This window comes from Bradyrhizobium sp. CCGUVB1N3, from assembly GCF_024199925.1.
Lineage (GTDB): Bacteria > Pseudomonadota > Alphaproteobacteria > Rhizobiales > Xanthobacteraceae > Bradyrhizobium.
This window is the reverse complement of sequence record NZ_JANADR010000001.1, coordinates 1,248,138-1,261,817: the sequence shown is the minus strand read 5'-3', so window position 1 is coordinate 1,261,817 and position 13,680 is coordinate 1,248,138. Positions and strand designations below refer to the sequence as shown.

Genomic DNA, 13,680 nt, shown 5'->3' with positions numbered 1-13,680 from the left:
TGATCTGATTGGAACCCCGGAATTTTGACGGGGGGGCCGACCGTCCGCGGTCGGCAGGGGCTGGACAGACAGGGCGGGTGATCGTCATCGGCCCTTATATGCGTGTGCGCGCCGGCGGCGCCGACGCGCAATCGGAAAGCCATGTCCTGCGCAATGCCGAGGCGCGGCTCGAAGAAGCCGCAGGCCTTGCGCGCGCCATCGACCTCGTGATCGCCGACGCGCTGGTCGCGCCGATCAGCCAGATCCGCCCCGCGACCTATCTCGGCAAGGGCAAGGTCGAGGAGATCTCCGGGCTGATCAAGAGCCTCGAGGTCGAGCTCGTGGTGATGGACTGTGCGCTCTCGCCGATCCAGCAGCGCAATCTCGAGAAGGCCTGGAACGCCAAGGTGCTCGACCGCACCGGACTGATCCTGGAGATCTTCGGCCGCCGCGCCAAGACGAAGGAGGGCGCGCTTCAGGTCGAGCTCGCGCATCTCAACTACCAGCGCTCGCGCCTGGTGCGCTCGTGGACCCATCTGGAGCGCCAGCGTGGCGGCTTCGGTTTCATGGGTGGTCCCGGCGAGACACAGATCGAGGCGGACCGGCGGCTGATCTCCGAGCGCATCTCGCGGCTCGAGAACGAATTGAAGAAGGTGCAGGCGACGCGGCGCCTGCACCGCGCCGGCCGCCAGCGCGTGCCGTATCGCGTGGTGGCGCTGGTCGGCTACACCAATGCCGGCAAGTCGACGCTGTTCAACCGCCTGACGCGCGCCGACGTGCAGGCTGCCGACATGCTGTTTGCGACGCTCGATCCGACCTTGCGCGCGCTCAACCTGCCGCATGGCGGCAAGGCCATGCTGTCGGACACCGTCGGCTTCATCTCCAACCTGCCGACCCAGCTCGTGGCGGCGTTCCGCGCCACGCTGGAGGAGGTGCTGGAGGCCGACGTCATCCTGCATGTCCGCGACATCGCGCATGAGGACGCGGAGGCGCAGCAGAGCGACGTCGACGCCGTGCTGCGCCAGCTCGGCATCAATCCCGACGATTCCGGGCGCATCATCGAGGTCTGGAACAAGGTCGACCGGTTTGATTCCGAGCAACGCGAGGAGCTCGTGAACATCGCCGCGCGCAGGCCATCGGATCATCCCGCGATGTTGGTCTCGGCTGTGTCAGGCGAGGGGATCGACGCGCTGCTTGCTGCGATCGAAGAGCGGCTGGCGGCAAAGCGCACCACGCTCGATCTCTCCATCGACGCCGCCGACGGCGCCGGCATCTCCTGGCTGCATCGCAATTCCGAAGTGCTGGCGAAAGAGCTGAACGACGGCCGCTTCGACATGACCGTGCGGGTGGACGAAACCAAGCGGGACATCGTGGTGAACCGCTTCGACGCCGTGCCGCATCACGCCGCGTAACGCCAAATAGCGGGGGCCGTCCTGGCGAAAGCCAGGACCCATTACCCCAGGACGTGGTTTGGTGCGCGGTACTGGCCGCGTCGATTCGTCGATAGATTCCGCAATATTGGGTCCTGGCCTTCGCCAGGACGACGGCGGAGTTACCCGCGCGCTTGTTGGCTTCTCTCTGCCGTTGCAGACCTCTCCTCCGCCTTCGCGGCATTCCACAGCGCGTCCATCTCTTCCAGCGAGGCATGCTCCAGCGTGCGCCCCTGCGTCTCGAGCGCACGCTCGATGTAGGCAAAGCGGCGCTCGAACTTTGCGTTGGTCGCGCGCAGCGCGGTCTCCGGATCCGCGTCGACATGGCGGGCGAGATTGACGAGGGCGAACAGGAGATCGCCGGTTTCCTCGGCCAGCTCCCGGCTGTCGTTGCGGTCGAGCGCGGCCTCGATCTCGTCGGCTTCCTCGCGGATCTTCTTCAGCACCGCGCGCGGGTCGTTCCAGTCGAAGCCGACGGTGGAGGCCTTGCTCTGCAACGCCATCGCGCGCGTCAGCGCAGGCAGGCCGGCCTTGACGCTTGCCAGCAGCGATTTGTGCAGCGTCTCCTCCGGCGGCCGGCGCGCGGCGCGCTCGGCCTTCTCCTCGGCCTTGATGCGCTCCCACGCGCTCTTGACGCCGGCAGGCTGGATGTTGCCGTCCTTGTCGGCAAAGACGTGCGGGTGGCGGCGGATCATCTTCCGCGTGATCGCCTCGACCACATCACCGAACGCAAACGCATTCTCTTCCTCCGCCATGCGCGCGTGATAGACGACCTGGAGGAGGAGATCGCCGAGCTCCTCGCGAAGGTCGTCGAAATCGCCGCGCGTGATCGCATCGGCGACCTCGTAGGCCTCCTCGATCGTGTAGGGCGCAATCGTCGCAAAATTCTGCTCGAGGTCCCAGGGGCAGCCAGTGACCGGCGTGCGCAGCGTCGCCATGATCTCGATCAGGCGGGAAATGTCGCGGGAAGGGGTCATTGCGGGCCAATTCTCCTTAAGGTGTCGCTTTATGCCGCAAGCGGCCAACCGTTCCCAGCACAACGCCGTGAAATGAGCCGATTTCCACCGATTGGCGGCGCGGGCACGCGGTGCTAAATCGCGGCCATGAGCGAACACTATTCGTCCGAAACCGCCCTGGTGCTGTTCTCCGGTGGCCAGGATTCCACCACCTGCCTTGCCTGGGCCCTGCGCCGCTTTGCGCGGGTGGAGACGCTCGGCTTCGACTATGGGCAGCGTCATGCCATCGAGCTTGCCTGCCGCGAGCGGCTCGTCAATGGCCTGAAGCGCTTGCGTCCCGATTGGGCGGCCAAGCTGGGTGAGAGCCACACGCTCTCGATCCCGACGCTGGCTGCGATGTCCGAGACGGCGCTGACACGCGACGTCGCGATCGCGATGGGCGCCGACGGCCTGCCCAACACGTTCGTGCCCGGCCGCAACCTCGTGTTCCTGACCTTTGCTGCCACGCTCGCCTACAGGCGCGGCATCACAGAGATCGTCGGCGGCATGTGCGAGACCGACTATTCCGGTTATCCCGATTGCCGCGACGAGACCATCCGCGCGATGCAGAGCGCACTCTCGCTCGGCATGGCGCGCAAGTTCGAGCTTCATACCCCGCTGATGTGGATCGACAAGGCGGCGACCTGGCAGCTCGCGCATGAGCTTGGCGGGGACGGTCTCGTCGATCTCATCCGCGCACAGTCCCACACCTGCTATCTCGGCGAACGCGGCGCGCAGCATGACTGGGGTTACGGCTGCGGCGAGTGTCCGGCGTGCAGCCTGCGGGCGAAGGGATGGGCGGAGTACGTGGCGCGCAAGTAGAGCGTCAATCTCAGGTGTCATCGTCCGCCTTGTGCGCAATTGCGCACTGGGGCGGACGATCCAGTATTCCAGAGACGGTGCGAGGTTACGGAGAATCCGCGGCGTACTCGATTCCCCGCTTTCGCGGGGAATGACAGTGTGGATTGGGGCGACTAGCCAAAATCCTCCGGCCCCAGCACGATCGGCTGGCCGTGCGGGGTGCGGTCGGCGGCGTGGTCCCAGGCGTCGCGGTAGCGGTGCAGGGCTTCCGAAGAGGTGACGCCCTTGCTGGCGACGAGCCTTTCCAGCGTGGCGAGCCAGTGCAGATAGTAGGTCTCGCCGGTGTCGGGATCGCCTGCGGCCTGGGCACGCTTGATCTCCTCGGCGAGCGCTGAGGCCCATTCGCTCCAGGTGAAGACGCCGCGCTCGTGCAACGTCAGCGCCATCGCGAAGGCCTGCGCCTCCCAGGGCGCGCGGAACACCGGACCGTCGTCATCGCGGGGAATGCTCGGGACGGCCGCGGTCGCTCTCGCGGCAGCAGCGGTGCTCATCACGCGGGGTCCAGATAGGGCTCGAACGCATCGATGGAGATCTTCGAGGTCGGATCGCCATCCGCGCCCCAGAGATCACGCCCCTCGAACACCACCGTGTAGAGCCATTGCGGATTCTCGCCCAGCTCCATCGCAGCCGAATCCGGAAACACCTGGCAGCCATGGTTGCGCTCGACCACGCCGACATGGCCGCGCACATAGCGCGGCAGCCGCGTATGCGTCGCCGGATGAATGTTCTTCGCGCGCACGCGATCGCCGATCCTGAAGCGGGCCGGCGCCGGGGCAGGGCGGGCAAACTTGCCGCGCACCATGATCCGCTCGAGATCGTCGACCTCGAACTTGCCGTTCCTGAGCGGCTTTGCCGGCGTCACCGCATGGCCGGCCGCGACGTCCTCCTTGGCGATGTAGCCCTTGTCGAGCAGCATCTCCTCGAGCCCCAAAAACCACTTCTGATAATAGGAGCTCGAGAGATAGACGTGCGGCGGCAGCGTCTCGCGATAGAAGCGCGAGGTGTCGATGTTGAAGGCGCCGGCGCCGCCCATCGCGCGCACCATGGCCAGGACGCGGGCTTCCCAGTCCGCGTGGAACGTCGGCTCGTTCGGCTCGGGCTCGACCTTACCGAACCCGTCCATGCCGCCCATGTCGTGCACGCCGTTCATGACGGCGCTCCCGGCGTCTTCGGAAAGCCGGTGCCGATCATGGAATCGCGCGTCACGAGGTCCGCGAGCTGTACCTCGCTCCAGCCTTCCGTGCCCTCGGGCCGCATCGGCAGCACCAGGAAGCGCGTCTCCGCCGTGGAGTCCCAGACGCGGAGCTCGATGTCCTTGCCCAGCGCCACGCCGAAATCGGCGAGCACGCCGCGAGGATCCTTCACCGCACGCGAGCGATAGGGCGCAGCCTTGTACCAGACCGGCGGCAGCCCGAGCATCTCCCAGGGGTAGCAGGAGCACAGCGTGCATACGATCATGTTGTGGCGCTCGGGCGTGTTCTCGACCACGACGAGGTGATCGCCGACGCGGCTGACATGGCCGAGCGTGCCGATCGCCTTGCTGCCGTCCTCCAGCAGGGCCGCTTTGAAGGCCGGATCAGTCCAGGCCTTGGCAACGACGCGCGCGCCATTGTGCGGGCCGATCCTGGTCTCGAAGGCCTGGATGATCGCATCCAGCGCGGCCGGATCGACATAGCCCTTCTCGGTCAGGATGCTTTCGAGCGCGCGCACGCGCAGCTCGGTTTCGGAGAGTTCCGAATGGTCGTGATCGTGATGGTGGTCGTGTTCGCCCATGGCCGGAAGATAGGCCCACCGGTCCGCATCTGTCGAGGCCCGGCGATCCGCACATGACGCCACGTGTTTGTGACCTCGCCGGTAGGCTGGCCTCGCGCGGCCATTGATCGCATCGTAGACTATCCGTATACGGCCCCTCGGGGACGGCCGAGCCTCGGTCAACGAGCCGGCACAATGCCACAGGAATTGAGGGGGAGAGCCCATCATGGTTGACTCAAAGCCGGTTGACACAACGCCGGTTGCCTCGAAGGCGGTTGGCGCAAAGGCGCCAGAGGCGAAGGGATTTCGCTGGAAGCTGTTCGCCCCGCTCGTGGTGTGGCTCGCGATCTATCTGTGGCCGGTGCCACCAGGTCTCAACGCCAATCAGTGGCACTATTTCGCGGTATTCGCCGCCGTCATCACCGGTCTCATTCTGGAATCGATGCCGGTCGGAGCGGTCGGCCTGATCGGCCTGACGGTCGCCGGTATCAGCGGCTATATCGATCCCGATCCGACAAAATCGCTGCGCTGGATGCTGGCGGGCTTTGCCGAGAGCACGGTGTGGCTGATCGTCGGCGCATTCGTGTTCTCGATCGGCTATCGCAAGAGCCAGCTTGGCCGGCGCATCGCGCTCGTGCTGGTACGCAGCCTCGGGCGCAACACGCTCGGGCTCGGCTATGCGGTCGCGATGTCGGATTTCCTGCTGGCGCCGGCAACGCCCTCGAACACGGCGCGCAGCGGCGGCATCGTCTATCCCATCATCAGCAACATCCCGCGCATCTACGGCTCCGAGCCCGGCCCGACCGCGGGCAAGATCGGCACCTATGTGATGTGGACCGCGTTCGCGGCGACCGCCGTGACGAGCTCGCTGTTCTTCACCGCGCTTGCGCCGAACGCCGCGGCGCTCGCCATCGCCAAGAGGACCGCAGGCATCGACATAAGCTGGGCGCAGTGGTTTATCGGCTTTGCGCCGCTCGGCATCCTCCTGATGCTGCTGGTGCCGCTTCTGAGCTATGCCATCTGCCGTCCCGAGGTGAAGCGGAGCCCCGAGATCTCCGAATGGGCCAGCAGGGAACTGGCGACGATGGGGCCGATGTCGCGCCACGAATGGATCATGCTGGGCCTGATCGTGCTCGCGATGTTCCTGTGGATCACAGGCTCGACCCCCGACATCAGCCTGCCCATCCTCGGCTCGAACTTCATCAACGCCACGACGGTCGTGTTCATCGTGATCTCCTTGATGCTGGTCACCGGCATCGTCGAGTTCAACGACATCGTCAGCGAGAAGAGCGCCTGGGAGGTGTTCTTCTATTTCACCTCGCTGCTGACGCTGGCCTCGGGCCTGAACGAGATCGGCTTCATCAAATGGTTCGCCAACGAATATGCCAAGCCGCTCGCCGGGCTGTCGCCGTCGACGGCGATGCTCATGCTGGTCGCGCTGTTCTTCTGGATCCACTATTTCTTCTCCAGCATCACTTCGCACGCGGCGGCCGTGCTGCCCGTGGTGCTGGCTGTCGGCTCCGGCATCCCCGGCCTTCCGGTCACGACGCTCGCGTTGCTCTGCATGTACTCGCTGGGCCTGATGGGCGTGATCTCGCCTTACGCCACCGGGCCGGCACCGATGTATTTCGGCAGCGGCTATATCGGCAAAGGCCAGTTCTGGAGCTTTGGCCTGATCTTCGGGCTGATCTATTTTGCCGGGCTGCTCGTCATCGTGCTGCCGTGGTTGCAGCTCCGCGGAGGCTAGGACACGCCAAGGACGAATTTTCTCCTTCCGCGCTGAAGAGGGGAAGCTTCGCCTAGCCCGGCCTGAATATCTGCGATTGCAAGTCAGGCCGGATCAGGCAATTGTGCGTGCTGCAATGCAGCGCGCAGTCCGGCAATCCCGCTCGCCTGACGCCTTTTTCGCCGCTGCCACCTCGCTTGGCCGCTCGAACCGGCGACGCCTTGCGAATGAGAGTTATTCGAATGAATGCACACCAAGCGCTCGCGGTCGGGGAACCGATCGGGGCACAGGCAACATTTTCGCCGGGCGATGCGCCCGACGCCATGGTCCGGTTCGAAGGCATCTCCAAGATCTATCCGGCCTATCGCGACAAGCCCGGCGTTCATGCATTGCAAGACATCGACTTCGCCATTGCGCGCGGATCGATCACCGGCGTGATCGGCCGCTCCGGCGCCGGCAAGTCGAGCCTGGTGCGCCTGATCAACGGGCTGGAGAAGCCGACCGCCGGCCGCGTCGTGGTCGACGGCCGCGACATCTCCGCGCTCGCCGGGGCGAACCTGCGGCTCGCGCAGCGCTCGATCGGCATGATCTTCCAACACTTCAACCTGCTGTCCTCGCGCACCGCCGCCAACAACATCGCGCTGCCGCTGAAAATCGCCGGCTGGCCGAAAGCCGAGATCAAGTCGCGCGTCGCCGAGTTGCTCGCACTCGTCGGCATCGCGGACAAGGCCGACCGCTATCCGTCGGAGCTCTCCGGCGGCCAAAAGCAGCGCGTCGGCATTGCGCGGGCGCTCGCGACACGCCCCGACGTGCTGCTGTCGGACGAGGCGACCTCGGCGCTCGATCCGCAGACCACGCGCGCGATCCTCGATTTGCTCGCGAACATCAATCGCGAGCTCGGTGTGACCATCGTGCTGATCACGCATGAGATGTCCGTGGTGCGGCAGCTCGCCAAGGAGGTGGTCGTGATCGATGCCGGCCACATCGTCGAGCGCGGCCACGTCGCCGACATCTTCACCAACCCGCAGCATCCCATCACGCAATCCTTCATCGCCGAGGTCGTCGGCGACAGCCTGCCGGTGTCGCTGGCCTCGCGCCTCGCGGCGCAGCCGGTTGCGGGCGGGCAGGCCGTGATCCGCGTCCAGGTGCGCGGCACGGGTGCTGGCGACACGCTCGTCGCGCGGCTCGCGCGCGAAGTCGGCATCGACGTGGGGCTGCTCGCCGCGCGCATCGACGAGATCGGCGGCCAGCATGTCGGCTCGCTGACGATCGGGATTCCCGGCGGGGAGGGGGCGGCGGCGCAGGTGCTGGCCTGGCTCGCGCAACATCAATTCGCTTCGGAGCGTCTCGGCCATGTCGCCTGAAATGATCAGTCTCATCGTCCAGGCTACCTTCGAGAGCCTGTTCATGGTCTCGGTCGCCGCACTGCTCGGCACCGTCTTCGGACTGCCGATCGGCGTGTTCCTGGCGACCAGCCGCAAAGGCGAGCTGTTCGCCGCGCCCGCGGTCAATGCCGTGCTCGGCATGGTCGTCAACGCGACGCGCTCGACGCCGTTCATCATCCTGGTCGTCGCGATCATTCCGTTCACGCGGCTGGTCGCGGGAACGTCGATCGGATCGACGGCGGCGATCGTGCCGCTGACGATTGCCTCGACGCCGTTCATCGCGCGGCTCGTCGAAGCCGCAATCCGCGAGGTCGATGCCGGCCTGATCGAGACGGCGTCCTCGTTCGGCGCCTCGCCGCTCCAGATCGTGCTCAAGGTGCTGATCCCCGAGGCGCTGCCCGGCCTCGTCCTCGCCCTCACGCTCGCGGTCGTCAGCCTACTTGGCTACTCCGCGATGGTCGGTGCGGTCGGCGGAGGCGGGCTGGGCGACCTCGGCATCCGCTACGGCTATCAGCGCTTCATGCCGGAGATGATGCTCGCCGTCGTGATCGTCCTGATCGCGCTGGTGCAGGCGGTCCAGTCCGCAGGCGACCATCTGGCGCGGCGGGTCAACCGAAAGCTGCGGCATCGCTGACGCTAAAGGCAACAAGCTGCGGCGGCTACGGGCCGGACGAGCTGCGCCAATCCGGCGCCTTCCGCGTCTATGACGATCCCGCCGACATGCTGCGCCGGATCGACGCGGTCGGCGGCCGGCGCCAGCGCCGGCACGGGGAGAGGGCGCCTGCATCGAAATGAACCTTCCCGCGGAACCCGGGTACAAAGACTGACAACAGCTCTTACACCCGCGGGATCTCTATGAAGTGGCTTAGCCTGCTCTGCTTGCTCACATGCGTCACGAGTGCAAATGCCGCCTCGCCCGAGCAGCGCTACCTCGAACTGCGCGATCGCTACATCGCAAAATTCACCAAAGCTCCCGAGAACGAGGAGACCTACAAGCAGCAGGATGCGGCGCTCAAGGAGCTTACGGGGGTGCTACGCAGCCTGGTGGGGCCGGTCACGATCAAGGGGCTTCCCGCTGACCCGCAATCCAATGTCGACACGCTCTACAAGGGCGACTCGGGCTTCGGCCATCTCGACGGGCTGGCTTTCTCCTCCAAGGCCGACAAGACGGAGGCCGTGGTGACGACCATGGCGCTGCTCAAGCACTGGCTTGGCGAGCACCGAGCGGACGGCATGCCGCAGGATATCAGCGCCGCATTCAAGTCGGATCAGTTCTACTATGCTGCGATCCAGGATTCCGCCTTCGCCAAATACGCGGAGTTGCCGATCGCCAAGCCTGCTTCGGCGAGCGTCGCGGTCGCTGTGCTGGGCTTGCGGGGCAATGGCGACATCAAGGGACCGCCCAGCGAGATCGACGTGGTCGCGATCCAGGGCGACAAGGTCTATTTCGTCGCCGTCCGCGACGCCGTGAAGACGGCCGAGATCCCGGCCTGCGAGCAGGTCTGGAAACAGATGATGGCCAAGCCCATCAACAAGAAGGACCCGCGGGGCGATATGACCCGCGAGGACCAGGCGATGACCGCGTTGACCCAGTGCTTCGCCAAGGCGGCGCCAAGCCAGAGCTGGTTCGTAACAGCCGTCAAGAAGGCGCAGAGCCAGATCGACCTGCTGCCGTTGCGCTAGCAGGGGGCGCGGCCGCTCGCCTTTGGATACGCCGCGTGCACCGCGGCCGCGTTCCCACAAGCCACTCTCGTTCACGGCTGACTTGCGGACATGAGCTTCGATCAGCGGACCTCACACGGCGTCGCAAACTCGTCGGCATCGGAGTCCGATGACGCATCAACTCAGGACGCATTGACAGCCGCAATACCCGATAGCAAGCTCGTTCGGGCGTCTCTGGCGCAGCCTGAACCGCGCCGAAGAATTCACCTGGAGTTCCAACAGTGGACAGATCAATTCTGCTCGCCGCCGTCTGCGCTTCGGCGCTTGTGGTGGCTTCGGCTGCTTCCGCCAAAACCCTGGTTTTCTGCTCGGAAGGCAGCCCGGAGAACTTCTATCCCGGCGTCAACACCACCGGCACGTCGTTCGACGGCAATGAGCCGATCTACAATCGCATTGTCGAGTTCGAGCGCGGCAGCACGCAAGTGGTGCCGGCCCTCGCGGAAAAATGGACGATCTCACCGGACGGCACCACCTATACCTTCAACCTGCGCAAGGGCGTGAAGTGGCATTCGACGTCCAAGTCGTTCAAGCCGACGCGCGACTTCAATGCCGACGACGTCATATTCTCGATCGAGCGGCAATGGAAGGAGGACAATCCGTATTTCAAGGTGACGAGTCCGAACCATTCGTATTTCGGCGACATGGGGATGCCGAAATTGCTGAATTCGGTCGAGAAGGTCGACGATTACACCATCAAGGTGACGCTCAATCGGCCGGAAGCCCCATTCCTCGCCGACCTCGCGATGCCCTTCGCGGCCATCCAGTCGAAGGAATATGCGGATGCAATGCTGAAGGCCGGCACGCCCGAAAAGATCGACCAGGATCCGATCGGCACCGGACCGTTTTATCTGGTGCAGTATCAGAAGGACGCCGTGATCCGGTACAAGGCGTTCCCTGGATTTTGGGGCGGAAAGGCGAAGATCGACGACCTCGTCTACGCGATCACGCCGGATGCATCCGTTCGCTGGGCCAAACTCCAGAAGGGCGAATGCGACGTGATGCCTTATCCGAACCCGGCCGACATCGATGCGATAAAGAAAGATCCGAACATCACCATCCTGGAACAGCCGGGCCTCAACGTCGGCTATCTGGCCTTCCAGACGCAAAAGAAGCCCTTCGACGACGTGCGCGTGCGCAAGGCCATCAGCATGGCGATCGACAAGAGGGCAATCATCGACGCCGTCTATCTGTCGACCGGCATCGCAGCCAAAAATCCCATCCCGCCCTCGATGTGGTCGTATAACGACGACGTCAAGGACGACCCTTATGATCCGGCGGCGGCCAAGAAGCTTCTGGCCGACGCAGGATTTCCGAACGGTTTCGAAACTGATCTATGGGCCATGCCGGTGCAACGCCCCTACAATCCGAACGCCAAGCGCATTGCCGAACTGATGCAGGCCGACCTCGCCAAGATCGGCGTCAAGGCCGAAATCAAGTCATTTGAATGGGGCGAATACCGCAAGCGGATGCAGGCCGGCGAGCACCAGATGGGTATGCTGGGCTGGACCGGCGACAACGGCGATCCTGACAACTTCCTGCACACATTGCTGGGCTGCGACTCGGCGCAATCGGCATCGGGTTCGAATATCGCCAAGTTCTGCTACAAGCCGTTCGACGATCTGGTCGTGAAGGCCAAGACCGTCAGCGATCAGGCCGAGCGGGCCAAGTTGTATGCGCAGGCCCAGGTGATCTTCAAGGACCAGGCTCCGTGGTTCACCATCGCGCACGCGGTGCAGTTGAAGCCCGTCAGCAAGCGAGTTGTCGACTTCAAGCTGTCGCCGTTCGGACGCCACAACTTCTATGGTGTCGACGTCAAGGAGTAGAGGAAGACCAGAGCGGGGGAGTGGCCTTCGCCGCTCCCGCGCTCTTTTGCCCTTCTCCTTCCTTCGAGATGACTGAGGACGGCGTGCTCCGGTTCACTCTTACCCGACTGAGTCTCGTGGTTCCGACCTTCATCGGGATCACGTTGCTTGTGTTCGTGCTGATCCGCTTGATACCCGGCGATCCCATCGAGACCATGGCGGGCGAACGCGGCATCGATCCGGCCCGGCTCGCGCAATTGCGCGCTGACTACGGCTTCGATCAGCCCGTTTTGGTCCAGTACGGCCTCTATCTGTCACGGATGGCGCATGGCGACCTCGGCCGCTCGATCGTCACCCATGAGCCAGTGATCTCTGAATTTCGGATGCTGTTCCCGGCAACGATCGAGCTGTCTGTTTGCGCGATCCTGTTTGCATTGTGCCTCGGATTGCCGGCCGGCATCATCGCCGCGGTTCGCCGCAACTCCATCTTCGATCATGGCGTGATGGGGATATCGCTCACCGGGTATTCGATGCCGATTTTCTGGTGGGGATTGCTGTTGATCCTGCTTTTTTCGGTACAGCTTGGATGGACTCCCGTGTCGGGCCGGATCGCGGTGCAATACTTCATCGAACCAGTGACCGGTTTCCTGCTGATCGATACGCTGCTGGACGGCGATTTCGGCGCGTTTCGTTCGGCCTTGTCACATCTCGTGCTGCCGACGATCGTGCTCGGCACCGTGCCGCTCGCCGTGATCGCCCGCATGACGCGGTCCGCCATGCTGGAGGTCCTGGGCGAAGATTACATCCGCACCGCCCGCGCCAAGGGGTTGCCGCGTTTCCGGGTGATCGCGATTCATGCGCTGCGCAATGCGCTGATTCCGGTGGTGACGGTGATCGGGCTGCAGGTCGGCGTCCTGTTTACTGGCGCGATCCTCACGGAAACCATCTTCTCCTGGCCCGGCGTGGGCAAATGGCTGATCGAGGGTATCAACCGTCGCGACTATCCGGTGTTGCAGGGCGGCACGCTGTTGATCGGCGCGATCGTCATGATCGTCAATCTGCTGGTCGACGTCACCTACGGGCTGATCAATCCCCGCATCCGGTACACAAGATGACCGCCGAAGTCCTCGAAAACCCCGTCGTCGCAGCCGCCGCTCCGCCGCATCCGCTGTTGGAATTCTGGTTCGATTTCAAGGCAAATGTCGGCGCCGTGATGGGTCTAGCAGTGATCATGGTTCTGATCCTCGTTGCACTTTTCGCCGATTTGGTTGCGCCGCATTCCCCGATCATCACCAACAATGCGGCCTTTCTGAAACCTCCGTTCTGGCAGCAGGGTGGATCGATCGCCTATCCGCTCGGCACCGACGCCATCGGCCGCGATATTCTTTCCCGCCTTATTCACGGAGCAAGGCTTTCGCTTCTGATCGGAATCGCGGTCGTGACGCTGTCGGTGGTCGCCGGGACGATCCTTGGGCTGGTGGCGGGTTTTTTTCGCGGCGTCATCGAAATCGCGATCATGCGGCTGATGGACATCACGTTGACGCTGCCAAGCCTTTTGCTCGCGATCGTGATCGTCGCGATCCTTGGGCCCGGCCTGATGAATGCCATGCTGGCGGTCGCGATCGTGCTCTTGCCGCACTATGTGCGGATTGCGCGCGCCGCCGTGATCAGCGAAGTCTCGAAGGATTACATCACCGCGGCCAAAGTCGCGGGTGCCGGCCGGCTCCGATTGATGTTCAAGGAGGTATTGCCGAACTGCACTGCGCCGCTGATTGTCCAGGCGACGCTCGGCATTTCGACGGCGATCCTGGACGCGGCCGCGCTCGGCTTTCTCGGTCTCGGTGCGCAGCCGCCCTTGCCCGAATGGGGGACCATGCTGGCGGATGCGCGCGAATTTGTGCTGCGGGCCTGGTGGGTCGTCACGCTTCCAGGCTTGGCGATCCTCGTAACCGTGCTGGCCTTCAACCTTCTCGGCGACGGACTGCGTGACGCGCTAGACCCCAAGCTCAAGCGTTGAAAGACGATCCG

At 64.3% G+C, this 13,680-nt stretch carries 13 protein-coding genes; 9 read left to right on the top strand and 4 right to left on the bottom strand.

Features of this window, described 5'->3' with window-relative positions; translation table 11 throughout:
* The first annotated feature begins 8 nt into the window (after nucleotides 1-8).
* Nucleotides 9-1,391, top strand: coding sequence for a GTPase HflX (hflX, locus tag NLM33_RS05980; RefSeq protein ID WP_254095197.1), 1,383 nt, complete (start codon nucleotides 9-11; stop codon nucleotides 1,389-1,391).
* A gap of 140 nt (nucleotides 1,392-1,531) precedes the next feature.
* Here the strand turns inward: hflX and mazG are convergent, their stop codons facing one another.
* The gene (gene mazG / locus NLM33_RS05975; protein ID WP_254095196.1) at nucleotides 1,532-2,386 is read right to left on the bottom strand and encodes a nucleoside triphosphate pyrophosphohydrolase; all 855 of its coding nucleotides are present in this window, start codon (nucleotides 2,384-2,386) and stop codon (nucleotides 1,532-1,534) included.
* A 126-nt stretch (nucleotides 2,387-2,512) separates the two neighbouring features.
* Here mazG and queC point away from each other — a divergent pair, with 126 nt between their 5' ends.
* A complete protein-coding gene (queC, locus tag NLM33_RS05970; RefSeq protein ID WP_254095195.1) occupies nucleotides 2,513-3,226 on the top strand; it encodes a 7-cyano-7-deazaguanine synthase QueC in 714 nt (237 codons plus the stop codon).
* A gap of 152 nt (nucleotides 3,227-3,378) precedes the next feature.
* Here queC and NLM33_RS05965 read toward each other — a convergent pair whose 3' ends face one another.
* The 3 genes from NLM33_RS05965 to nthA are packed head-to-tail and all read right to left on the bottom strand — an operon-like array spanning nucleotide 3,379 to nucleotide 5,038.
* Nucleotides 3,379-3,756 (bottom strand): nitrile hydratase accessory protein, encoded by a 378-nt coding sequence (locus tag NLM33_RS05965; protein ID WP_254095194.1) that lies wholly within the window; start codon nucleotides 3,754-3,756, stop codon nucleotides 3,379-3,381.
* Nucleotides 3,756-4,415 carry a nitrile hydratase subunit beta gene (gene nthB, locus NLM33_RS05960; RefSeq protein WP_254095193.1) on the bottom strand — a complete coding sequence of 220 codons (660 nt, stop codon included), beginning with the start codon at nucleotides 4,413-4,415 and terminating at the stop codon, nucleotides 3,756-3,758. Before nthB ends, NLM33_RS05965 begins: the two co-directional genes overlap by 1 nt.
* Complete coding sequence (nthA, locus tag NLM33_RS05955; RefSeq protein ID WP_254105666.1) at nucleotides 4,412-5,038, bottom strand: nitrile hydratase subunit alpha; 627 nt, start codon at nucleotides 5,036-5,038, stop codon at nucleotides 4,412-4,414. Before nthA ends, nthB begins: the two co-directional genes overlap by 4 nt.
* 205 nt (nucleotides 5,039-5,243) lie before the next feature.
* On the opposite strand from nthA, the gene NLM33_RS05950 reads away from it, so the two are divergent.
* From NLM33_RS05950 to NLM33_RS05920, 7 genes are all read left to right on the top strand, one after another.
* A complete protein-coding gene (locus NLM33_RS05950) occupies nucleotides 5,244-6,764 on the top strand; it encodes a DASS family sodium-coupled anion symporter (protein ID WP_254095192.1) in 1,521 nt (506 codons plus the stop codon).
* Nucleotides 6,765-6,985: 221 nt separating this feature from the next.
* A complete protein-coding gene (locus NLM33_RS05945) occupies nucleotides 6,986-8,107 on the top strand; it encodes a methionine ABC transporter ATP-binding protein (RefSeq protein ID WP_254095191.1) in 1,122 nt (373 codons plus the stop codon).
* On the top strand, nucleotides 8,097-8,762 hold the full coding sequence (locus tag NLM33_RS05940; protein ID WP_254095190.1) for a methionine ABC transporter permease: 666 nt from the start codon (nucleotides 8,097-8,099) through the stop codon (nucleotides 8,760-8,762). The genes NLM33_RS05945 and NLM33_RS05940 overlap by 11 nt, the downstream gene beginning before the upstream one ends.
* 221 nt (nucleotides 8,763-8,983) lie before the next feature.
* On the top strand, nucleotides 8,984-9,811 hold the full coding sequence (locus tag NLM33_RS05935) for a hypothetical protein (protein WP_254095189.1): 828 nt from the start codon (nucleotides 8,984-8,986) through the stop codon (nucleotides 9,809-9,811).
* Nucleotides 9,812-10,071: 260 nt separating this feature from the next.
* Nucleotides 10,072-11,673, top strand: a complete 1,602-nt coding sequence (locus NLM33_RS05930) for an ABC transporter substrate-binding protein (protein WP_254095188.1) — start codon at nucleotides 10,072-10,074, stop codon at nucleotides 11,671-11,673.
* Between the two features lie 83 nt (nucleotides 11,674-11,756).
* Nucleotides 11,757-12,767, top strand: a complete 1,011-nt coding sequence (locus NLM33_RS05925) for an ABC transporter permease subunit (protein ID WP_254105665.1) — start codon at nucleotides 11,757-11,759, stop codon at nucleotides 12,765-12,767.
* The gene (locus NLM33_RS05920; protein WP_254095187.1) at nucleotides 12,764-13,669 is read left to right on the top strand and encodes an ABC transporter permease subunit; all 906 of its coding nucleotides are present in this window, start codon (nucleotides 12,764-12,766) and stop codon (nucleotides 13,667-13,669) included. Before NLM33_RS05925 ends, NLM33_RS05920 begins: the two co-directional genes overlap by 4 nt.
* The last annotated feature ends 11 nt before the right edge of the window (nucleotides 13,670-13,680 follow it).

Coding starts and splice junctions, on each gene's coding strand:
- queC (WP_254095195.1), top strand. CDS start 2,513: ATGAGCGAACACTATTCGTCCGAAACCGCCCTGGTGCTGTTCTCCGGT.
- nthB (WP_254095193.1), bottom strand. CDS start 4,415: ATGAACGGCGTGCACGACATGGGCGGCATGGACGGGTTCGGTAAGGTC.
- mazG (WP_254095196.1), bottom strand. CDS start 2,386: ATGACCCCTTCCCGCGACATTTCCCGCCTGATCGAGATCATGGCGACG.
- NLM33_RS05935 (WP_254095189.1), top strand. CDS start 8,984: ATGAAGTGGCTTAGCCTGCTCTGCTTGCTCACATGCGTCACGAGTGCA.
- NLM33_RS05920 (WP_254095187.1), top strand. CDS start 12,764: ATGACCGCCGAAGTCCTCGAAAACCCCGTCGTCGCAGCCGCCGCTCCG.
- NLM33_RS05945 (WP_254095191.1), top strand. CDS start 6,986: ATGAATGCACACCAAGCGCTCGCGGTCGGGGAACCGATCGGGGCACAG.
- NLM33_RS05950 (WP_254095192.1), top strand. CDS start 5,244: ATGGTTGACTCAAAGCCGGTTGACACAACGCCGGTTGCCTCGAAGGCG.
- NLM33_RS05965 (WP_254095194.1), bottom strand. CDS start 3,756: ATGAGCACCGCTGCTGCCGCGAGAGCGACCGCGGCCGTCCCGAGCATT.
- NLM33_RS05940 (WP_254095190.1), top strand. CDS start 8,097: ATGTCGCCTGAAATGATCAGTCTCATCGTCCAGGCTACCTTCGAGAGC.
- nthA (WP_254105666.1), bottom strand. CDS start 5,038: ATGGGCGAACACGACCACCATCACGATCACGACCATTCGGAACTCTCC.